Origin of the sequence: Pseudomonas sp. UFMG81 (genome assembly GCF_015354575.1) — a bacterium.
GTDB lineage: Bacteria > Pseudomonadota > Gammaproteobacteria > Pseudomonadales > Pseudomonadaceae > Aquipseudomonas.
In genome coordinates this window covers 1-18,949 of sequence record NZ_JACAFQ010000023.1, presented here as the reverse complement: position 1 = coordinate 18,949, position 18,949 = coordinate 1, and the positions used below count along the sequence as shown (strand labels likewise).

General features: G+C 63.6%; 21 protein-coding genes and 1 rRNA gene. 8 read left to right on the top strand and 14 right to left on the bottom strand.

What is annotated here, in order from left to right; translation table 11 throughout:
- The first annotated feature begins 57 nt into the window (after positions 1-57).
- The gene (locus tag IX761_RS17650) at positions 58-252 is read left to right on the top strand and encodes a hypothetical protein (protein WP_194790854.1); all 195 of its coding nucleotides are present in this window, start codon (positions 58-60) and stop codon (positions 250-252) included.
- Positions 253-257: 5 nt separating this feature from the next.
- On the opposite strand, the gene IX761_RS17645 is transcribed toward IX761_RS17650, so the two are convergent.
- Positions 258-455, bottom strand: a complete 198-nt coding sequence (locus tag IX761_RS17645; RefSeq protein ID WP_194790853.1) for a hypothetical protein — start codon at positions 453-455, stop codon at positions 258-260.
- Positions 456-769: 314 nt separating this feature from the next.
- On the opposite strand from IX761_RS17645, the gene IX761_RS17640 reads away from it, so the two are divergent.
- Positions 770-1,240 carry a hypothetical protein gene (locus IX761_RS17640; RefSeq protein WP_194790852.1) on the top strand — a complete coding sequence of 157 codons (471 nt, stop codon included), beginning with the start codon at positions 770-772 and terminating at the stop codon, positions 1,238-1,240.
- Positions 1,237-1,446 (top strand): hypothetical protein, encoded by a 210-nt coding sequence (locus tag IX761_RS17635; RefSeq protein ID WP_194790851.1) that lies wholly within the window; start codon positions 1,237-1,239, stop codon positions 1,444-1,446. Before IX761_RS17640 ends, IX761_RS17635 begins: the two co-directional genes overlap by 4 nt.
- A gap of 58 nt (positions 1,447-1,504) precedes the next feature.
- Here the strand turns inward: IX761_RS17635 and IX761_RS17630 are convergent, their stop codons facing one another.
- The 7 genes from IX761_RS17630 to IX761_RS17600 form a co-directional block, all read right to left on the bottom strand.
- Positions 1,505-1,870: a Na+/H+ antiporter subunit G gene (locus tag IX761_RS17630; protein ID WP_194790850.1), complete on the bottom strand. Its 366-nt coding sequence runs from the start codon at positions 1,868-1,870 to the stop codon at positions 1,505-1,507.
- Complete coding sequence (locus IX761_RS17625) at positions 1,867-2,145, bottom strand: K+/H+ antiporter subunit F (RefSeq protein ID WP_194790849.1); 279 nt, start codon at positions 2,143-2,145, stop codon at positions 1,867-1,869. The genes IX761_RS17630 and IX761_RS17625 overlap by 4 nt, the downstream gene beginning before the upstream one ends.
- Positions 2,142-2,630, bottom strand: coding sequence for a Na+/H+ antiporter subunit E (locus tag IX761_RS17620; RefSeq protein ID WP_194790848.1), 489 nt, complete (start codon positions 2,628-2,630; stop codon positions 2,142-2,144). The genes IX761_RS17625 and IX761_RS17620 overlap by 4 nt, the downstream gene beginning before the upstream one ends.
- Positions 2,627-4,306, bottom strand: a complete 1,680-nt coding sequence (locus IX761_RS17615; protein ID WP_194790847.1) for a monovalent cation/H+ antiporter subunit D — start codon at positions 4,304-4,306, stop codon at positions 2,627-2,629. Before IX761_RS17615 ends, IX761_RS17620 begins: the two co-directional genes overlap by 4 nt.
- Positions 4,303-4,647, bottom strand: coding sequence for a Na+/H+ antiporter subunit C (locus IX761_RS17610; RefSeq protein ID WP_011534653.1), 345 nt, complete (start codon positions 4,645-4,647; stop codon positions 4,303-4,305). Before IX761_RS17610 ends, IX761_RS17615 begins: the two co-directional genes overlap by 4 nt.
- Positions 4,647-7,553 carry a monovalent cation/H+ antiporter subunit A gene (locus IX761_RS17605; RefSeq protein WP_194790846.1) on the bottom strand — a complete coding sequence of 969 codons (2,907 nt, stop codon included), beginning with the start codon at positions 7,551-7,553 and terminating at the stop codon, positions 4,647-4,649. The genes IX761_RS17610 and IX761_RS17605 overlap by 1 nt, the downstream gene beginning before the upstream one ends.
- A gap of 321 nt (positions 7,554-7,874) precedes the next feature.
- Positions 7,875-8,819: a DMT family transporter gene (locus IX761_RS17600; RefSeq protein ID WP_194790845.1), complete on the bottom strand. Its 945-nt coding sequence runs from the start codon at positions 8,817-8,819 to the stop codon at positions 7,875-7,877.
- 84 nt (positions 8,820-8,903) lie between these two features.
- On the opposite strand from IX761_RS17600, the gene IX761_RS17595 reads away from it, so the two are divergent.
- Complete coding sequence (locus IX761_RS17595) at positions 8,904-9,467, top strand: helix-turn-helix domain-containing protein (RefSeq protein WP_194790844.1); 564 nt, start codon at positions 8,904-8,906, stop codon at positions 9,465-9,467.
- A gap of 7 nt (positions 9,468-9,474) precedes the next feature.
- Here the strand turns inward: IX761_RS17595 and IX761_RS17590 are convergent, their stop codons facing one another.
- On the bottom strand, positions 9,475-10,020 hold the full coding sequence (locus IX761_RS17590; RefSeq protein WP_194790843.1) for a cysteine hydrolase family protein: 546 nt from the start codon (positions 10,018-10,020) through the stop codon (positions 9,475-9,477).
- Positions 10,021-10,102: 82 nt separating this feature from the next.
- Between IX761_RS17590 and IX761_RS17585 the strand changes: the two genes are divergently transcribed.
- Positions 10,103-11,080: a GlxA family transcriptional regulator gene (locus IX761_RS17585; protein WP_194790842.1), complete on the top strand. Its 978-nt coding sequence runs from the start codon at positions 10,103-10,105 to the stop codon at positions 11,078-11,080.
- A 3-nt stretch (positions 11,081-11,083) separates the two neighbouring features.
- On the opposite strand, the gene soxR is transcribed toward IX761_RS17585, so the two are convergent.
- The gene (gene soxR / locus IX761_RS17580) at positions 11,084-11,539 is read right to left on the bottom strand and encodes a redox-sensitive transcriptional activator SoxR (protein ID WP_194790841.1); all 456 of its coding nucleotides are present in this window, start codon (positions 11,537-11,539) and stop codon (positions 11,084-11,086) included.
- Positions 11,540-11,624: 85 nt separating this feature from the next.
- Here soxR and IX761_RS17575 point away from each other — a divergent pair, with 85 nt between their 5' ends.
- Positions 11,625-12,005 carry an antibiotic biosynthesis monooxygenase gene (locus IX761_RS17575; RefSeq protein ID WP_194790840.1) on the top strand — a complete coding sequence of 127 codons (381 nt, stop codon included), beginning with the start codon at positions 11,625-11,627 and terminating at the stop codon, positions 12,003-12,005.
- Here the strand turns inward: IX761_RS17575 and IX761_RS17570 are convergent.
- Positions 11,984-12,754, bottom strand: a complete 771-nt coding sequence (locus IX761_RS17570; RefSeq protein ID WP_194790839.1) for an alpha/beta hydrolase family protein — start codon at positions 12,752-12,754, stop codon at positions 11,984-11,986. The two genes, IX761_RS17575 and IX761_RS17570, sit on opposite strands and share 22 nt — an antisense overlap.
- Entirely contained in the window at positions 12,738-13,850 is a 1,113-nt protein-coding gene (locus IX761_RS17565) for a DUF3182 family protein (protein ID WP_194790838.1), read from the bottom strand. The genes IX761_RS17570 and IX761_RS17565 overlap by 17 nt, the downstream gene beginning before the upstream one ends.
- A 194-nt stretch (positions 13,851-14,044) precedes the next feature.
- On the opposite strand from IX761_RS17565, the gene IX761_RS17560 reads away from it, so the two are divergent.
- On the top strand, positions 14,045-15,853 hold the full coding sequence (locus IX761_RS17560) for an aminopeptidase P family protein (RefSeq protein ID WP_194790837.1): 1,809 nt from the start codon (positions 14,045-14,047) through the stop codon (positions 15,851-15,853).
- Positions 15,854-15,891: 38 nt separating this feature from the next.
- Here the strand turns inward: IX761_RS17560 and IX761_RS17555 are convergent, their stop codons facing one another.
- Positions 15,892-16,173 carry a hypothetical protein gene (locus IX761_RS17555; protein ID WP_194790836.1) on the bottom strand — a complete coding sequence of 94 codons (282 nt, stop codon included), beginning with the start codon at positions 16,171-16,173 and terminating at the stop codon, positions 15,892-15,894.
- A 188-nt stretch (positions 16,174-16,361) separates the two neighbouring features.
- Complete coding sequence (gene rhtA / locus IX761_RS17550) at positions 16,362-17,249, bottom strand: threonine/homoserine exporter RhtA (protein WP_194790835.1); 888 nt, start codon at positions 17,247-17,249, stop codon at positions 16,362-16,364.
- Positions 17,250-18,581: 1,332 nt separating this feature from the next.
- Between rhtA and IX761_RS17545 the strand changes: the two genes are divergently transcribed.
- A 16S ribosomal RNA gene (locus IX761_RS17545) occupies positions 18,582-18,949 on the top strand; the annotation flags it as partial.

The following is an 18,949-nucleotide window of genomic DNA, read 5'->3' as shown; positions in this document are numbered from 1 at the left end:
GCGGAGCACGTATCATGGCTATATCGTTAGGTTGCTAATTAAATTCCGGAGGGGATGATGAATAGCCGAGTCGATGTGGCCGTGATGATCGGAACGGGTGTCCCTGCATCCTTGCAGGCGATGGGCAAGCGGGCATGTTGGGTGGTGTTGGTCAACGGCGAGCGACGTGGTACGGCCTTCGCCAGCCGTGGTGAGGCCCTGGAATGCCAGGCAGCCTGGCGGGCACAGCTGGCGGGCAATGTGGCGGCCTGAACGGTTCAGCACTCAAGGTGCCGTGCCAGCTGACAGGCATCCTCGTGGCGTTGGCGAAAGCCCTTGACCCTGCCGGTGGCGCGTTCGGTGACATGGAAGAACGCCACGCCGGCGGGCACAACGATGAAGCGCGGTGTGCTCGGTGCGATTACTGGACATGAAATGTGTCGTGCCTCTCGACGGGTTTCAGTGTTTTCGTGCATATTCGCTCCCCTGTAATGCGTGTCCGAAGACCAGCGTTTCTTTCCCTGGTAGGGCCTGGTGCTATCTATCGCACCTTTTCTGACCTTTTTACTGTCAGACATTACGTGTCCCTATGCGGAATCATGCCCAAGCGTACCCCGCGCCCTTGGTCGATGGACCGGTGAAACCTTTCCCGGTAGTCGTCAGGCCCGCAGGTGTGGGAGCTTTCCTGCCTGGTTCCAAGGTCCTGCGGACTTTGACTCGAAGTGGTTGCCGGCTGGCGCGACAAGCGTTGGCGTGGCGGCCGGTTGTAATTGATACGAGGAATTCTTCATTGGCAGTCAGTACTCTGGATACCCATGCCCTGTTTGCCTTGGGTGATTTGCGGGCCAAACTGGTAAAGCTCTTCAACGAGCGTTTCATCTATGTCACCGAGCAGAACCCCGAAGGCCTGTACATGGCCGAGATCGACACCGACGACGCCTTGGTGGTCGATGACAAGCAGCGCCTGGAGCTGAAGGTGGGCGACCACTTCCGCGCTGCGGTACTGCCCAGCCGCGAGGGCGGCAAGCTGGAACTGCGTTTTCGCGAGATCAAGCTCAATGTCTATGGGCTGCGCGACTATGCCTTCGTCTCGGTCCCGGAAGGGGATGGCATCGTGTTCCGCGACGGGCACGGCGTGATGCTGGTGTTTGCTGCGAAGGCGCAGGTGCAGGAAGGCCTGGGCAAGTTGCTCAAGGCGGTGACCGGCAAGGTCGCCAAATGGCGCAAGGGTGAGCTGACCACGTTCAAGGCCAGCGAGTGAGTGACGAGGCGGTGCCGCGTTCGCGGGCGGATTTCCACCGGCAGTACCAGGCCCAGGCGATCCTGGAGGCCGAGCGGCTGCTGGCGCGCCGTGAGGCGTTGCAAGCGGGGTGGCTGAGCTGGGTGGCGGGCGAGCTTTACCAGCTCAAACCCGCGGAGTATGCGGCCATGGTGCGGCGTGAGCTGCAGCGGCTGAGCCAGGGGTGAGCGGCGTTGGGGCTGCCTTGCAGCCCTTCGCCGGCAAGACCGGCCCCTCAAGGTTGCCTCAGTTGCCCCGGTCTCGACCACTGCTGACTTCTTCCGGCACATCCTCCCCCGACGTGCGCTTGCGAAACAGCGCGGCGCGTGCCAGTAGCAAGGTGGTCACCGGCACGGTGATCGACAGCAGGATCGGAATCAGCCAGGCGTGCAGCACCGGGCTCTGCTTGAGCACCGAGAAGTACAGCACCGATGCCAGTGCCACGCACCAGGCACCAATGGTCGAGGCCAGTGCCGGTGGGTGCATGCGCTGGAAGTAATCTTTCAACCGCACCAGGCCGATGGCGCCGACCAGGGCGAACAGGCTGCCGGTGAGCAGCAGGGCAGATACCACCAGCTCCAGCCAGAAAGGCAATGTGATTGTCTCGGTCATTCGATTACCTCGCCGCGCAACAGGAACTTGGCCAGGGCGAACGAGCCGACAAAGCCGAACAGGGCGATCAGCAGAGCACCCTCGAAGTAGGTGTCGCTGGCGTAGCGGATGCCCAGCACCAGCATCATCAGCATGCCCAGGATGTACAGGTAGTCCAGCGCCAGCACCCGGTCCTGGGCGGAGGGGCCGCGGAACAGACGGATCAGTGCCAGGCCCATGGCCAGGGCGAAGATGAACAGGCTGGCGAGGACGGCGTAGGCGAGCAGGCCGTTCATTCGAAAATCTCCATCAGCGGGCGTTCGTAGGTGTGCTTGAAGTGCTCGATGAAGGCCGTTTCGTCGTCCAGGTCGAACACGTGCAGCAGCAGCACGCTGCGGTCCAGGGCCAGCTCCGACCAGACCGTGCCGGGTACCACCGTGGTGATCATCGACAGTGCTGCCAGGCCGTGGGCGTCACGCAGCGCCAGGGGAATGTGCACGAAGGCCGAGCGCGGTGGGGTGCTGCCGGCGCGCAACACGCCACGCGCCACCAGCAGGTTGGAAACGATCACATCGATACCTACCCGGCCGATCAATCGGGCAATCACCAGCGGTCGGCGAATATGGGCGTGCTGCGGACGCAGGGGCGCCATCAACAGCGGCGCCAGGATACCCAGCGCGGCGCCCAGCAGCACGTTGCCCGGGCTGACCGACAGGTTGAGCAGCAGCCACAGCACGAAGAGTGACAGCGACAGCAGGGGCGCGGGGAACAGTCGATTCATGGCTGCACCTGCACGTTCAGGGTGGTCGGGCCAGGCAGCGGGCGGGTCGCCATCACGGCCTGAATGTAGGCATCCGGTGCCTGCAGGCTGGCTGCTGCGTCCTGGGTGTAGCGCAGCAGTGGTTCGGCCTTGAGGCTGAGGAAGATGCACAGCCCGAGCAGGATGGTGATGGGTACGCCCTCATAGCGGCGCAGCAGCGGTGAGGGGCGCTCCTCGGGTTTCCAGAAGCGCTGGATGCCCACGCGGCCAAAGGCGATCAGCGAAGCCATGCCCGAGAGTATCAGCAGTGTGACCAGGGTCCAGCCGGCGACGCCCAGCGGTTGCTCCGGCGCCACACCCATCCCTTGCGGGTTGAACAGCGCACTGATCAGGTTGAGCTTGCCGATGAACCCCGACAGCGGCGGCATGCCGATGATCAGCAGGGCGCAGGCGATGAAGCTCAGGCCGAGGAAGGCCATGGTCCAGGGGATGATCTGGCCGATCACCGCCTTCTGCTCGTCGTCCAGGTTGATGCCTTTGGGTGGGTGCAGAGACTCCAGCGGCGAAGGTATTGCGTCCTCCTCGTCGTCCAGTGGCGCTTCGTTGGCCGAGCGCGAACGCTCGACCAGCTCGGCCAGCAGGAACAGCGCGCACAGCGCAAGGGTGGAGCTGGCGAGATAAAACAGCGCGGCGCCGGTCAGCACTGGCTGGCCGAAACCGATCGCGGCCATCAGGGTGCCGGCCGAGACCAGGATGCTGAGCGCTGCCAGGCGTTCCAGGCGCTGCGCGGCAAGTATCGACATGGCCGCCACGGCCAGCGTGGCCAGGCCGCCATACACCAGCCAATCACCGCCAAAGTGCGCCGAGGCGCCAGCTTGCCCGGAGAACAGCAGGCTCCACAGGCGCAGCACCGCATACAAGCCGACCTTGGTCATGATCGCGAACAGGGCCGCCACCGGCGCGCTGGCCGACGAGTAGGCCGGCACCAGCCAGAAGTTCAGCGGCCAGATGCCGGCCTTGGCCAGGAAGGCAATGGCCAGGATCGCCGCGCCGGCGTGCAGCAGGCCTCGGTCGGCCTCCGGCACCAGTGGCACCTTGAGCGCGAGATCCGCCATGTTCAGGGTGCCTGTCACCCCATAGAGCATGGCGGCGCCGACCAGGAACAGCGACGAGGCGAACAGGTTGATGGCGATGTAGTGCAGGCCTGCCTTCACCCGCGCACGCCCCGAGCCGTGCAGCAGCAGGCCGTAGGAGGCCGCCAGCAGCACCTCGAAGAATACGAACAGGTTGAACAGGTCGGCGGTGAGGAAGGCGCCGTACAGGCCCATCAGCTGGATCTGGAACAGCGCGTGGAAGCTGGCGCCGGCACCATCCCAGCGGGCCCGGGCGAACAGCAGCGCGCAGCTGCCGACGATGCCGGTCAATACCAGCAGCAGCGCCGACAGGTGGTCGACCACCAGGGCGATGCCGAACGGCGCCGGCCAGTTGCCTGGCAGGTAGACGCCGATGGACTCGGCCTGGCCTTGGGTGCGCACCCACATCAACAGCGACACGGCGATGCCCAGGCCGGTGAAGGTGGACAGCAGGTTCAGCCGCGCCTTCAGCCAGCGGTGCTTCTCGCCGATCAGCAGCATCAGCGCCGCAGTGACCAGCGGCAGCAGGATGGGGGCGATGATCAGTTGGTTCATCCCGCTCATTCCTCACGCTCCCGGCCGTCGACATGGTCGGTGCCGGTCAGCCCGCGAGAAGCCAACAGCACCACCAGGAACAGCGCCGTCATGGCGAAGCTGATGACGATGGCGGTCAGTACCAGTGCCTGTGGCAGGGGGTCGGTGTAATGCAACAGGTCGTGGGGCACGCCGTCCTTGATGATCGGTTCCTTGCCGATGAACAGGCTGCCCATGCTGAAGATGAACAGGTTGACCCCGTAGGAGAGCAGGCACAGGCCCATGATTACCTGGTAGGTACGTGGGCGCAGGATCAACCACACCCCCGAGGCGGCCAGCACACCGATGGCGACTGCAATGACTTCTTCCATCAGGCGGCTCCTGCTTGGCTGGACTTGGCGGGGCGATAGGCGCGCACGGACTGGTGCGCCAGCGCGGTGAGGATCAGCAGGGTCGACCCGACCACCACGGTGTACACGCCGATGTCGAAGAACAGCGCACTGGCCACGTGCACGTCACCCAGCAGCGGCAGGTGCAGATGGGCGGTGTGGGTGGTGAGGAAGGGGTAGCCGAGCAGCATCGCGCCTGCGCCGGTGAGCGTCGCGCAGAGCAGGCCGGTGCCCATCCAGCGCAGCGGGCGCAGGCTCATCTGCGCCTCGACCCACTGGGTGCCGGCGACCATGTACTGGAGGATGAACGCCACCGACATCACCAGGCCGGCGACGAAGCCACCACCGGGCTGGTTGTGGCCGCGCATGAACAGGTACATCGACACCAGCAGGGCGATGGGCAGCAGCAGGCGCACCAGCGCGGCCGGCACCATCATGAAGCCCAGCGCGGTGTCGGTGGCGTGGCGCGGGTTGACCAGGTCGGTGACCACGTCGGGCGCCAGCTGGCGCTGCTGGGCGGGCAGCTGCATGCTCTCCTTGGGTGGGCGGAAACGGCGCAGCAGGGCGAACACGGTGAGCGCCACGGCCACCAGCACGGTGACTTCACCGAGGGTGTCGAAGCCGCGGAAGTCCACCAGCATCACGTTGACCACATTGGTGCCGCCGCCTTGCGGCAGGGCACGGCTGAGGTAGAACGAGGAGATGTCGTTGGGGGTCGGGCGGGTGAGCATGGCGTACGACAGCACGGCCATGCCGCCGCCGACCAGTACCGCCAGCACCAGGTCGCGCAGGCGGCGCAGGCGGGCGCGGTCCTGGCTGCCGGGCAGCGGCGAGACACCTTCGATACGCCGGGGCAGCCAGCGCAGGCCGAGCAGGATCAGCACGGTGGTGACCACTTCGACCATCAGTTGCGTCAGCGCAAGGTCGGGCGCGGAGAACCAGACGAAGGTAATGCAGGTCATCAGGCCGCAGACGCCGACCATGATCAGTGCGGCCAGGCGGTGGTACTTGGCCTGGTACGCAGCGCCGATGGCGCAGGCGATGGCGATCAGCCACAACGCGACGAACACCCCGGACCCTGGGATTTTCGGCCGGTCGCCCCAGCTCAGGCCGCTGTACAGCAGGGGGGTGAGGCCGGCGATGAAAGCGGCCAGCACCAGCATGAACAGTTGCTTCTGCAGACGGCGGGTGGTCAGCGCCCGTTCAATGTGGCGCGCCAGCAGCATCAGGCGTACCAGGCCATGCTCGAACAGGCGCTTGCCGTTGAAGCGCTCGATAAAGGGTGGGTAAGGGAAGCGCCCGCGCTGCAGCTGTTTGCGCAGCAGCAGGTAGAGCACGATGCCGCCGCACATGGCGATCAGGCTCATCATCAACGGGGCGTTCCAGCCGTGCCAGATGGCCAGGCTGTATTCCGGCAGGGTGCCGCCGACCACCGGCAACGCCGCGGCGGCCAGCAGTGGGCCGACCGATTGTGCGGGGAAGATACCGACCACCAGGCAGGTCAGCACCAGCAACTCGACCGGTGCGCGCATCCAGCGCGGCGGTTCGTGGGGCGTGTGCGGCAGGTCCTGGGCGGGTGGCCCGAAGAACACGTCGACGGTAAAGCGCAGCGCATAGGCCACGCTGAAGGTGCCGGCCAAGGTGGCGATCACTGGCAGCGCCGCCTCGACCCAGGCGGTGGAGCTGATGAACACGGTCTCGGCGAAGAACATCTCCTTGGACAGGAAACCGTTCATCAGCGGCACGCCCGCCATCGAGGCGCTGGCGACCATGGCCAGGGTGGCGGTGAACGGCACCAGGCGGAACAAACCGCTGAGGCGACGAATATCGCGGGTGCCGCTTTCGTGGTCGATGATGCCGGCGGCCATGAACAGTGAGGCCTTGAAGGTGGCGTGGTTGAGAATGTGGAACACCGCGGCCACGGCGGCCAGTGGGCTGTTCAGGCCCAGCAGCAGGGTGATCAGGCCCAGGTGGCTGATGGTCGAGTAGGCCAGCAGGCCCTTGAGGTCGTTCTGGAACATCGCGGCGAAGGCGCCGAGCAACAGGGTGGCGGCGCCAGCACCGCCGACGATCCAGAACCATTCCTCGCTGCCCGACAGCGCCGGCCAAAGGCGTGCCAGCAGGAACACACCGGCCTTGACCATGGTCGCCGAGTGCAGATAAGCCGATACCGGGGTGGGCGCCGCCATGGCGTGGGGCAGCCAGAAGTGGAAGGGAAACTGTGCGCTCTTGCTCAGCGCGCCGATCAGGATCAGGGGCAGCAGCACCGGGTACAGCGCATGCTGGCGGATGATGTCGCCGGCAGCCAGGACCTTGTCCAGGTCGTAGCTGCCGACCACATGGCCGAGCAGCAAGGCCCCCACCAGCAGGCACAAGCCGCCGGCGCCGGTGACCATCAGCGCCATGTAGGCGCCGCGGCGGGCATCGGCGCGGTGGTGCCAGTAGCCGATCAGCAGGAAGGAGAACAGGCTGGTCAGTTCCCAGAAGAACACCAGCTGGATCAGGTTGCCGGAGATCACCAGGCCGAGCATCGCGCCCATGAACGCCAGGAAGAAGGCGAAGAAGCGCGGCACCGGGTCTTGCGGCGACATGTAGTAACGCGCGTACAGCGACACCAGGGTGCCGATGCCCAGCACCAGCAGGCTGAACAGCCAGGCGAAGCCGTCCATGCGCAGCACCAGGTTCATGCCCAGGCTGGGCAGCCACAGCAGCTCTTCGCGAATGACGCCGCCATGGGCGACCTGGGGGTACAGCAACGCCACCTGGACGGTGCCCACGAGGGCGACAAGCCCGGCGAGAATCGACTCGGCGTTGCGTGCGTTGTGCGGCAGGACAGCCGCCAGGCAACTGCCGACGAAGGGCAGAAGCAGTAGCACAATCAATGACATAGCGTTCTGTTCTGAGAAGTTTGCCAAGGATCATACGTGCCGGGGTGTGTATCACCAACACGCAAGCGGTTGCAGGATCCTACAAATGTGCTGTGACAAGCTGTTTTTTTATAACAGTTTTTTACAGAGCATAGCGGGGAATGCGACGTGTTCCTGTGAGAGTAGGGTCGCAGGCAGTGTAAGTGTCATGTTGCGGAGCACCGGCGATGCCGGCAAGCCGGCTCCCACAGGCCTGCGCCAATCTGTGGGAGCTGGCTTGCCAGCGATGGGGCAAGACCAGGCAATCACGGCACTCGGCCAGAATCGCTTTTTGCGACAGGCTTACAGGCCGGCCTCGCGCTGCCGCGCTTCCTCGTCCTGCTCGGCGTCAGCCTCATCCTGGCGACGAATCTTCAACTCGCTGACCACCACCGCCAGCACGATCAGCAGCCCGCCGATCAGCGCCACACCCGGCAGCCGCTCACCGGCAATGCGCCCGACAACACCGGCCCATACCGGCTCACCGGCATAGATCAAGGTGGCGCGGGTCGGCGAGACCGACTTCTGCGCCCAGTTCATCGCCACCTGGATCACCGCGCTCATGGCGCCGAGGCCGACGGCGCTGACCAGCAGCAACCAGGAGAAATCGGGCAGGGCTTCCTGGGTGGGCACGATCATCAGGAACGCCAAGGCCGAAGCGGTGGCCAACTGCACCACGGTGACCCGGCGCACATCGACCGAGCCTGCGTAGCGGCTGATCAGGATGATCTCGGCGGCAATCGCCACGGCGCTGACCAAGGTCACCAGTTCACCCTCGCTGAAATGCAGGGTGTCGCCCTCGGGGCCGGCCAGCAGCATCAGGCCGACGAAGGCCAGGCAGATGCCCAGGCTTGGCATCAGCCCAGGGCGACGGCCCAGCACCAGCCATTGCAGCAGGGGCACGAAGGGCACGTAGAGCGCAGTGATGAACGCCGACTGGCTGCTGCTGATGGTCTGCAGGCCCATGGTCTGCAATCCATAACCGAGCATGATCGACACGCCGATGAGCATCCCGGCCTTGAGTTCGGTGAAGGTCAGCCCGGGCAGCGAACGCGCCGAGACTAAACCGACGAACAGCGCCGCAGCGGCAAAACGCAGGCCGACGAAGAACATCGGCCCGCTGACGGTCATGACGTTGTGCACGATCAGGAAGGTGCCACCCCAGAGCATGGTGATGAACACCAGCACCAGTTCGGCCTTGCTCAGGCGGAAAGTGACGGCAGGTTTGCTGTGGCTGGCTTGGTTCATGGTCTTGCGCGCTCGGCAGGGGCGGCGCACAATCCGCCGCAAAGTGGGCAGTATACTGCGCAACCTTTACCAGTGAGCAATATAGTGCACAAAGATTCCGAACACCGCGCCTCGGTGTTGCAGCATGTCAGCCAGAACGTTCGCCGCTTGCGTGGCGAGGCCGGTCTCAGCCAGGCGGCCCTGGCCGAGCGTTCCGGGGTCAGCCGGCGGATGCTGGTGGCCATCGAGGCGGGCGAGAAGAATGTCAGCCTGACCACCCTCGACTTGATCGCCGAGGCACTGGGGGTGGCCTTCAGCACGCTGATCCAGGCGCCTGACCAGCGCGACCCGAGCCGCATCGATGAACTGGCCTGGGCCGGTGAGCACCCTGGCAGCCGGGCGGTGCTGCTGGGCAGCAGCCCGGCTCGGCGCGAGGTGGAGTTGTGGGAATGGACCCTGGCACCTGGCGAGTGCTATGCCAGCGAGGCCGACGCTGCGGGCTGGAGCGAGCAGATCTACGTCGCCGATGGACAGCTCACGCTGGTCATCGAGGGCGTAGAGCACTGCCTGCGTACTGGCCAGTTCCATGTGTTTCCCAGCAATTGCCGCTATGCCTACCGCAACGATGGCCAGCTTCCAGTGCGCTTCGTGCGCAACGTGGTGATCTGAGCCCTCATTAGCCCAGCAGATCGTCGGTGCGCACGACCTTGGCGTAGGCAAACGCCAGGGCGGCCATCATCGAGGCGTGGGTGTCGGCGGCCGAAACCACCCTGCCGTCGAACTCCTGGGCGCGGGTGGCGCAGGCGTCGTGGGCCACGGTGACCTCGTAGCCATAGTCGGCGGCGGCGCGGGCCGCGGCTTGGATGCACATGTGGCTCATGCTGCCGACGATGGTCAGCGCCTTGACGCCGTCCTGGTCGAGCAGTGCCTTTAGGTTGGTGTCGCGAAAGCAGTTGACCTTGTGCTTGAGCACCACGGGCTCACCTTCGGCCGGTGTGACCCTGGGGTGAATTTGTGCGCCTTCCGAGCCCGGCGTGAAGAACGGCGCATCGCTGCTTTCGAATTCATGACGGACATGGACCACCAGGTCGCCCCGCTTGCGCGCGGCATCCAACAGCCGGGCGGCGTTGTCGGCGGCCACGTCCGCGCCGTCGAGGCTCCACTTGCCGCCGGGGAAGTAGTCGTTCTGGATGTCGATGATGATCAGCGCTTGCTTGCTCATGGTGCCTCCTGAGGCAGTAGTGATGAAGTGCTGATAGTTATAGGCTTGAACCTTCGAGTTGAGGATTGGCGCGAGCGACACAATGACGGCAAAAACTGACAGCCTGGAAATCGGCGTGCTGGTCTATCCGGGCGCGCAGCATGCGGCAGTGCAGGGTGTGACGGACTTGTTCACGGTGGCCAATCGCGTGGCCGCCGAGCTGGGCGAGCATCAGTTGCCATTGCTGCGGGTCAGCCACTGGCAGCTCGATGCCGTCGGGCAACCGCAGGTCATCCAAGATGGCCTGCCGCAACAGGCTCATGCGCCTCGGGTGATGCTGATCCCGCCTAGCCTGGGGGCGGCGCCCACCAGCGAGATGCTGGCGGCCCATCGACGGTTGCTGTGCGATTTGCACGGCCAGGGTGTGGTATTGGCTTCGGTGTGCGTCGGCGTGTTCCTGATCGCGGGCAGCGGCCTGCTCGACGGGCGCGCGGCCTGCAGTCACTGGAACTACGCCCAGGCCTTGAGCGAGCGCTTCCCCAAGGTCAGGGTGGCGACCAGCCAGCCACTGCTGGACGACGGCGATATCGTGACTTCTGCCGGCTTGATGGCCTGGACCGACCTGGGCTTGCACCTGATCGAGCGGTTTGTTGGCCACACGCTGGCCCGTGAAACGGCCCGCTACCTGGCAGTAACGCCGGCGCCGGCGNNACTGCCAGGGGCGTTGTTCACCCCGAAACTGGAGCATGGCGACGAGGCGGTGTTGCGGGTGCAGCATTGGCTGCAGGGCGAGGAGGCACGCACTGCGGGCCTGGCCGACATGGCGCGTTGTGCGGGGCTTGAGCCGCGCACCTTCCTGCGTCGCTTCCGTGCCGCAACCGGCTTGCGTCCCACCGAATACGCCCAGCAAGTTCGGGTCGGTCGCGCCTGCCGGCTACTGGAGTTCACTCGGCGCAGTGTCGACCAGATCGCCTGGGGCGTCGGTTACCAGGATCCCGGCGCATTTCGCAAGGTATTCCAGCGCTTCACCGGCATGACCCCCAGCGACTACCGGCGGCGGTTCGCGGTCGGCGGCGGGTGAGGGTCAGGCCAGTTCGGCGGGGTGTGGCCCGGGGCCTGCCTCGGCGAGTCGATCCTGCTGATTGCGCAACGGGCATTCCTTCAATGACAGGCAGCCACAGCCGATGCAGCCATCGAGCTGGTCGCGCAACATCGTCAGTTCGTCGATGCGTCTGCTGAGGTCTTCGCGCCATGCGCTGGAAAGGCGCTGCCAATCCTCGGCCGTGGGGGTGTGATCGCAGGGCAGGGTGGCCAGTGCGTGGGCAATGTCCGCTAGTGGAATGCCCAGCCGCTGGGCCATCTTGATCACCGCCACCCGGCGTAGCACCGCGCGGGGGTAGCGCCGTTGGTTGCCGGCATTGCGTGTGCTGTGGATCAGGCCCTTGGTTTCGTAGAAATGCAGTGCGGTCACCGCCACGCCGCTGCGCGCGGCCAGTTGGCCGACGCTGAGCAGGCGTTCCTGGGAGGAGAGCGTCTTCATGGAGAAAGTCCTTGACCTTGAGTTAACTGGAGGTTTTACAGTCCGCGCCATCAGGCTGCAAGAGCCTCTAGCAAGGAGACAGTCCATGGCGGTCAAGGCCCATACCCTGTGGTTCACCCAGATGATCGAATACGACGTGCCGCCCGGGCGCCAGGAGGCGCTGGCCCAGGCCCTGGTGGCGCGCAGCGAACAGCTGGCGCAGCGCTGCGAGGGGTTGCAGGGTGTCAGCATCCAGGCCAGCGATGACGGTTGCCGGGTGCTGCAGTACCTGCAATGGCAATCGCGCCAAGCCTGGGCGTCGGCGGCGGGCTGTTTCGTCGAGGAGCCGTTTCTCGACTTGTTGAGCCAGCACCAGGCACGGGGCGTGAACTTTGCCGCCTACCAGACCCTGCGCAGCCTGGTGCGCGGCGCCGACGGTGGCTTGCATTGCCAGGTCGGCGAGGCTCAGGCGTACCAAGGGGCGTAGTGCGGGTAGCGGTCCAGGCGCGCGCCGATCACCATCTCGCTGATCCATGTCGTCAGTATCGCGCTGTAGGCTTTCTGGCTTTCTTCGCTCGACAGCGCATGGTCGGCGCCATCGACGATGCGGTGGGTGAGGGAGTGGGCGCTGACGAATGCCGAGCGGTAGCTCATCAAGGTGCTGTGGGGCACATAGTCGTCCTGTTCCGACTCCACCAACAGCACGTCGCCGGCGAATTCCGCGCAGGCAGCCAGGGCGCGGTTGTCGGCAGGGCTCAGGGCTCGCTGGCGGTAACTGTTGAGCCGTTGGCGGTCCAACCCTTGCTTGGGGCTGTCCCATTCATCGTCCCAGTACAGGGCTGGCACCCGCAGCGCCAACCACTTCACGGCCCGACGACTGCTGAGCAGGGTCGCCAGGTAGCCACCGTAGCTGCTGCCGATCACCGCCATGGCAGCGGGGTCGACGGCAGGATGGCTGGCGAGGCGATCGTAGGCGGCCAGCAGGTCGGCAAGGTTCTGTTCGCGGGTTACGCTCAGGCGCTGGCTTTCAGTCTTCTCGTGGCCCCGCAGGTCGAAGGTCATGCACACGCACCCCAGCCCGGTGATCTGCCGGGCGCGTGCCAGGTCGCGCTGCTGGCTGCCACCCCAGCCGTGGACGAAGAGCATGCCGGGCATCTTGCTGCCGGGGCTGACCAGGGTGCCGGCGATGCTGTCGCCTTCAACCTGCAGTTCGATGGTTTCACTCTCGATGGTCATGGTCGCGGATCCGTGCAAATTTGCTGAGTTGGCCAAGTTCACTGTCGTGCCCCTGATAGAAAAGCGTGGCGTCGGCGGGGAGCTCGGCTTTACCGAACACCTCGTGGGTCGATGCGCGCAGCTGTTGCAGCGCCGGGTCTTCGGCAAAGGCCAGCAGCGCGAGGATTTCCGCGCTGCTGGCACCACCCGGGCGCCAGGATTGCTCGAGCACGCCGCTGCGCAGATGGCCGTGCGGGTCGGTGCCGCGCGCGATGTCGTAGTTGCGCCGGGAAGCGATGAAGCCTTTGAAATGATGCTCGGCGGCCCGCTCGTAGGTTATGGCCTGGATGATGGCCAGGCGCAGGTGATCTTCCAGCGGCAGTTGCAGGAGTTGATGGTAATCACCACGGACTATGTGCAGGTCGGAACCGCCGTACACCTCAATGCCGGCATGGTCGTGGGTCAGCTGTTGCGTGCCGTGGTAGCTGAGCGTGAGGCCGGCGACACGGACCTGACCGACGCTGAAGGTCTGGACCGCACTCAGGTCTTCTTCCAGCACCAGGCCCCAGACGGCGAGTTGCCCGTCGTCCATGGGGGACAGCAGTGCCTCGAGTTCTTCTATTCGGGTTATGACCTGCTGACCGCGGCCGGCACAGGCCAGCACCGGCTTGATGCGTACCCGGCCTTCGGCCAGCAGCAATGCGGCTGCGCGGCGCGCGTCATCCTTGCTGAAGACGGTGTAGCCGCGCAGCAAGGCATCGCTGGCATCCTGGGCGAAGGCATTGGTCCAGCCCGGTGGGAAACGTGCATCGGCGGGCAGGGGATGGGAGATGGCTTTGGTCGCCATGTAAGGGTGGCTGACCAGCCCGCCGAACAGGTCGCCTTCACCGCGGATGCCCAGCGGTGCGTAGCGCGCAGGGTCGATGAGGGTGTCGGTTGCCAGGTAATAATAGTGGGCATCGGCGTTTGGTGGTTGGTTGGGCTCGGCTCGGGGCACGTGCAGCAGTTGTGCAAGGCAGTCGGCCAGCTTGAGCTGGACCGCGTGCTCATGGTCTGAGGTGTGCTCACGGGTGTCGAGCAGTACGACGGCGGTTTTCGGCTCGCGGGAGTGGGGCATGGGGGCCTCGCGTGCGCTACGGGTGTATGGCGTGTGAAGGCGCGGCCGGTTGTAAGTTCAGTGGGTATGATCGGCGGTCGCCAGGACACATGGGGCAATGCATGCCCTGTTCCTGACGCGAAGATTGCGGGCGCTGCGTGGCTGTTCCATTATCGGCGGCCTGGATCAGTCGAGATGTGTCCGCAGGAGTGCGCATGAACAGTCAGTCCCCCCTTCAGCAAACCGTGCCGGCACGTCTGGCGCGTGTACGTGAGCTCATGGCCGGCGAAGGCGTCGATGCCTTGCTGGTGCCATCTGCCGACCCGCACCTGTCCGAGTACCTGCCCGGTTATTGGCAGGGGCGCCAATGGTTGTCGGGTTTTCATGGCTCGGTGGGTACGCTGGTGGTCACAGCGGATTTCGCCGGGGTGTGGGCCGATAGCCGTTATTGGGAGCAGGCCGAGAAAGAGCTGGCCGGTAGCGGCATCGAGCTGATGAAGCTCAGGCCCGGGCAGCCGGGGGCACTGGAGTGGCTGGGTGAGCAGGTCAAGCCGCAGGGCGTGGTGGCGGTGGATGGTGCGGTGATGGCCTTGTCTTCGGCGCGGCAGTTGCGTGAGCGCTTGGCGGGCCGTGAAGCGCACCTGCGTACTGATCTGGATCTGCTGGAGCAGGCATGGGCTGGCCGGCCTCAGTTGCCAGGCAACCCGGTCTACCAGCACCTGCACCCGCATGCCACGGTCAATCGCGCCGAAAAACTCGCCGAGCTGCGCTGCACCTTGAGGGAAAAAGGTGCCGACTGGCATTTCATCGCCACTCTCGATGACATCGCTTGGCTGTTCAATCTGCGTGGTAGCGATGTCTCCTACAACCCGGTATTCGTATCCTTCGCCCTGATCAGCGAGGAAAAGGCGTACTTATTTGTGGGCAAGGACAAGGTCGATGAGCACCTGTGCCAGGTATTGGCCGCCGATGGTATCGAGGTGCGCGACTACGCTGAGGCCGCTAATGCACTGGCGGCGATCCCTGCTGGTTGCAGCCTGCTGGTGGATCCGGCTCGGGTCACGTGTGGTTTGCTGGAAAATCTGCCGGAGCAGGTGCGGCTGGTCGAAGCCATCAACCCCACGACCTTGAGCAAATCGCGCAAAGGGGAGGGGGACCTGGCGCATATCCGTCAGGCTATGGAACAGGATGGTGCCGCGCTGTGCGAATTCTTTGCCTGGTTCGAGGCGAACCTGGGGCAGCAGGTGATTACCGAGCTGACCATCGATGAGCAACTGAGTGCGGCGCGCGCCCGACGGCCAGGTTTCGTCTCGCTGAGTTTCTCCACCATCGCGGCCTACAACGCCAACGGCGCGATGCCCCACTACCATGCAACCGAGCAGTCCCACGCGGTGATCGAGGGGGAGGGCTTGCTGCTGATCGATTCCGGCGGCCAGTACCTGGGCGGTACCACCGACATCACGCGTATGGTGCCGATCGGTGAACCCAGCCATGAACAGAAGGCCGATTGCACGCGGGTGCTCAAGGGCATGATCGCGCTGTCACGGGCGAAATTCCCGCGCGGTATTCTTTCACCGCTGCTGGACGCTATCGCCCGTGCGCCGATCTGGGCCGATCAGGTCGACTATGGGCATGGCACCGGCCATGGTGTGGGCTACTTCATGAACGTGCACGAGGGGCCGCAGGTGATCGCCTACCAGGCGGCGGCCACACCGCAGACGGCGATGCAGCCGGGGATGATCAGTTCGATCGAGCCGGGTACCTACAGGCCGGGGGCGTGGGGGGTGCGGATCGAGAACCTGGTGGTCAATCGCCAGGCCGGGAGCAGCGAATTCGGCGAGTTCCTCGACTTCGAAACGCTGACCCTGTGCCCGATCGATACCCGCTGCCTGCTGCCTGAGCGGCTGGGGAGCGATGACAGCGCCTGGCTCAACCGCTATCACGAGGAAGTAAGGAAGCGGTTGTCGCCATTGCTCCAGGGCGAGGCGCTGGCGTGGCTGGAGCGACGAACCGCGCCGATCTGAATATGAGAAAGGGCAGCTTCAGGGCTGCCCTTTCTCATCTACTTGCAAATCACGATCATGCTGCGGCTGGTATAGCCGGCGGGGTTGATGCCGAAGATGTAGTCACCCGGCTCTTCATCGGTGTCGCCGGAGCGGGCGATGACTTTGTAGCCTTTGCCGCCGCAGGCGCTGGCAGCCTTGTCATAGCACTTGTCCCACGAAGAAGACAGGCCTGAGCAGTTGATATGCAGGCCCTTCTTTCCCCGCTTCACCTCGGTCTTGGCTGTGGCGGCACATCCAGCTATGGCCAAGATGGCCAGGATGAGCAAAATACGTTTCATTCCTGTCCTTAATGCGGGCCCGTCATTTAGATCGGGCCTGTCGTCAGCGCTTCGAGTCTTCCCTGAGATTCCCTGCTTCCTTTTGCAGCCAAGTAGATAGCGTCTTGATTATGATTTTGTGACACCTTAATCAGCCTGCCGAGGTTGTACAAGGCTATGTTGGGGTTTAAATGCAACTATTTCTCAAATCAGTCTGCAGCCACAGCCGGTGTGGCTTCGCGTTTCATCGACAGTGTTGCGCCCACTGAGGCGGTAATGATGGCGAGGATTGCCAGCCACTGCCAGGTGGTAAGCTTTTCGCCGAGGAACAGCAGGCCTGACAGGGCGCCGAATGCCGGCTCGATGCTCATCAGGGTACCGAACGTGCGTGCTGGCATGCGGGTGAGAGCAACCATCTCCAGGCTGTAGGGCAGTGCTGTCGAGAGGATGGCGACGCCCAGAGCCACCGGCAGCAAGGCTGGGGTGAGCAGGGCGCTGCCGGCGTGCACGATACCGATAGGGGCCACGAACAGCGCAGCGATGACCACGCCCAGTGCAGCGGTCTGGATGCCGTTCTCGGCACCTGCGCGTTGGCCGTAAAGGATGTACAGCGCCCAGCAGACACCAGCCCCCAGTGCATAGGCGGCGCCCAGCGGGTCGATGCCGCCGCCTGCCTGGCCTACGGGTATAAGTAGCAACAGGCCAGCCACCGCCAGCGCGATCCAGAGAAAATCCAGCGCCCGTCGCGAGGCCAGCAATGCGACAGCGAGAGGGCCGGTGAACTCCAGCGCCACGGCGATCCCTAGTGGGACACTGCGCAGCGACATATAAAAGAGGAAGTTCATGCCACCCAGGGCCATGCCATAGATGATCACGCTGCGTAGCGTGTTCGTGTCCAGGCGAGCACGCCAGGGGCGCAGTATCAGCAGCATGATGATGCTGGCGAAGATCAGGCGCAGGGTGGTGGTGCCTTGGGCGCCGACCACGGGGAACATGCTCTTGGCCAGTGAGGCGCCGGACTGGATGGAGGCCATGGCGATCAGCAGCAGGCCGATGGGGAATAGCGTGGCGGCCAGGCTGCGGTGGGGGGTATTCATGTTGAAGTGAGATCCGTGTTGTGCGCGCGAGTTGTGCAATATAGTGCGCATTGTGTCTGTGGGTACGCAAGGGGCGTTATAGGTAGCGTGAGGGCCGCCAGGTACTTGCCGTTGTTTCTACAGTGCCCTTGAGATCGAGCGCCGCCCGCGCGGCGCATCGCCGGCAAGCCGGCTCCCACAGTCTGTTTCGGGCCATTGATGCCAGCGGCATCTTCACTGTCCGCCTTGTGGGATCGGCGCGATATCGAGGCGGGCGCTGCCGCCGCCCCGCAGGGCTTGAGGCAGGCACCAAGGCGGGCCCGGGAGATCTCACAGGCATAACTGGCCCGAAACAAATTGTGGGAGCNGGCTTGCCNGCGATGCGCCGCGCGGGCGGCGCTCGATCTGAAGAGCGCTACAAGGGTTGTGGCGGGCCCCTGGCGGCCGTTACACGGTCTTTTCCCCTTATATTTCAATTTCTTGAAATATAAGGTTGACGCGCTTTCAGATCCCCTTATAATGCGCCCCACTTCCAGCGACAACGAAACGCGAAACTCCTTGAAAATCAACGAGTTAAGCAATCCGAAAGATCCGGAAGTGCTTCGGTCTCACGATCGATAGCGGTGAAAAAAGGTGGTTGACAGCAGGTTGTAACGCTGTATGATTCGCCTCCCGCTACGAGAGATCGCAGCGAGTCAAGTGTTTGAAGCTAAACGAGTTTCTCGGAAAAAACTTCAAAATAAACGCTTGACACGAAATGAGGAAAGCGTAGAATGCGCGCCTCGGCTGAAGCGAAGCGCTGAAAGCCAACCGCTCTTTAACAAATTGAATCAAGCAATTCGTGTGGGTGCTTGTGAGTACGGACTGATAGTCACAAAGATTATCAGCATCACAAGTGGCCATGCGAGAAATCACATAGCCATTTGAGATTGCTGAGCCAAGTTTAGGGTTTCTTAAAAACCCAAGCAGTATTGAACTGAAGAGTTTGATCATGGCTCAGNCGGTGAAAAAAGGTGGTTGACAGCAGGTTGTAACGCTGTATGATTCGCCTCCCGCTACGAGAGATCGCAGCGAGTCAAGTGTTTGAAGCTAAACGAGTTTCTCGGAAAAAACTTCAAAATAAACGCTTGACACGAAATGAGGAAAGCGTAGAATGCGCGCCTCGGCTGAAGCGAAGCGCTGAAAGCCAACCGCTCTTTAACAAATTGAATCAAGCAATTCGTGTGGGTGCTTGTGAGTACGGACTGATAGTCACAAAGATTATCAGCATCACAAGTGGCCATGCGAGAAATCACATAGNCATTTGAGATTGCTGAGCCAAGTTTAGGGTTTCTTAAAAACCCAAGCAGTATTGAACTGAAGAGTTTGATCATGGCTCAGATTGAACGCTGGCGGCAGGCCTAACACATGCAAGTCGAGCGGATGATGGGAGCTTGCTCCTTGATTCAGCGGCGGACGGGTGAGTAATGCCTAGGAATCTGCCTGGTAGTGGGGGACAACGTTTCGAAAGGAACGCTAATACCGCATACGTCCTACGGGAGAAAGCAGGGGACCTTCGGGCCTTGCGCTATCAGATGAGCCTAGGTCGGATTAGCTAGTTGGTGAGGTAATGGCTCACCAAGGCGACGATCCGTAACTGGTCTGAGAGGATGATCAGTCACACTGGAACTGAGACACGGTCCAGACTCCTACGGGAGGCAGCAGTGGGGAATATTGGACAA

What these genes read in the sequence shown, in the direction of transcription:
- IX761_RS17650 (WP_194790854.1), top strand. Translation starts at nt 58, where the DNA reads ATGAATAGCCGAGTCGATGTGGCCGTGATGATCGGAACGGGTGTCCCT.
- IX761_RS17645 (WP_194790853.1), bottom strand. Translation starts at nt 455, where the DNA reads ATGCACGAAAACACTGAAACCCGTCGAGAGGCACGACACATTTCATGT.
- IX761_RS17630 (WP_194790850.1), bottom strand. Translation starts at nt 1,870, where the DNA reads ATGACCGAGACAATCACATTGCCTTTCTGGCTGGAGCTGGTGGTATCT.
- IX761_RS17625 (WP_194790849.1), bottom strand. Translation starts at nt 2,145, where the DNA reads ATGAACGGCCTGCTCGCCTACGCCGTCCTCGCCAGCCTGTTCATCTTC.
- IX761_RS17620 (WP_194790848.1), bottom strand. Translation starts at nt 2,630, where the DNA reads ATGAATCGACTGTTCCCCGCGCCCCTGCTGTCGCTGTCACTCTTCGTG.
- IX761_RS17615 (WP_194790847.1), bottom strand. Translation starts at nt 4,306, where the DNA reads ATGAGCGGGATGAACCAACTGATCATCGCCCCCATCCTGCTGCCGCTG.
- IX761_RS17610 (WP_011534653.1), bottom strand. Translation starts at nt 4,647, where the DNA reads ATGGAAGAAGTCATTGCAGTCGCCATCGGTGTGCTGGCCGCCTCGGGG.
- IX761_RS17605 (WP_194790846.1), bottom strand. Translation starts at nt 7,553, where the DNA reads ATGTCATTGATTGTGCTACTGCTTCTGCCCTTCGTCGGCAGTTGCCTG.
- IX761_RS17600 (WP_194790845.1), bottom strand. Translation starts at nt 8,819, where the DNA reads ATGAACCAAGCCAGCCACAGCAAACCTGCCGTCACTTTCCGCCTGAGC.
- IX761_RS17590 (WP_194790843.1), bottom strand. Translation starts at nt 10,020, where the DNA reads ATGAGCAAGCAAGCGCTGATCATCATCGACATCCAGAACGACTACTTC.
- soxR (WP_194790841.1), bottom strand. Translation starts at nt 11,539, where the DNA reads ATGAAGACGCTCTCCTCCCAGGAACGCCTGCTCAGCGTCGGCCAACTG.
- IX761_RS17575 (WP_194790840.1), top strand. Translation starts at nt 11,625, where the DNA reads ATGGCGGTCAAGGCCCATACCCTGTGGTTCACCCAGATGATCGAATAC.
- IX761_RS17570 (WP_194790839.1), bottom strand. Translation starts at nt 12,754, where the DNA reads ATGACCATCGAGAGTGAAACCATCGAACTGCAGGTTGAAGGCGACAGC.
- IX761_RS17565 (WP_194790838.1), bottom strand. Translation starts at nt 13,850, where the DNA reads ATGCCCCACTCCCGCGAGCCGAAAACCGCCGTCGTACTGCTCGACACC.
- IX761_RS17560 (WP_194790837.1), top strand. Translation starts at nt 14,045, where the DNA reads ATGAACAGTCAGTCCCCCCTTCAGCAAACCGTGCCGGCACGTCTGGCG.
- IX761_RS17555 (WP_194790836.1), bottom strand. Translation starts at nt 16,173, where the DNA reads ATGAAACGTATTTTGCTCATCCTGGCCATCTTGGCCATAGCTGGATGT.
- rhtA (WP_194790835.1), bottom strand. Translation starts at nt 17,249, where the DNA reads ATGAATACCCCCCACCGCAGCCTGGCCGCCACGCTATTCCCCATCGGC.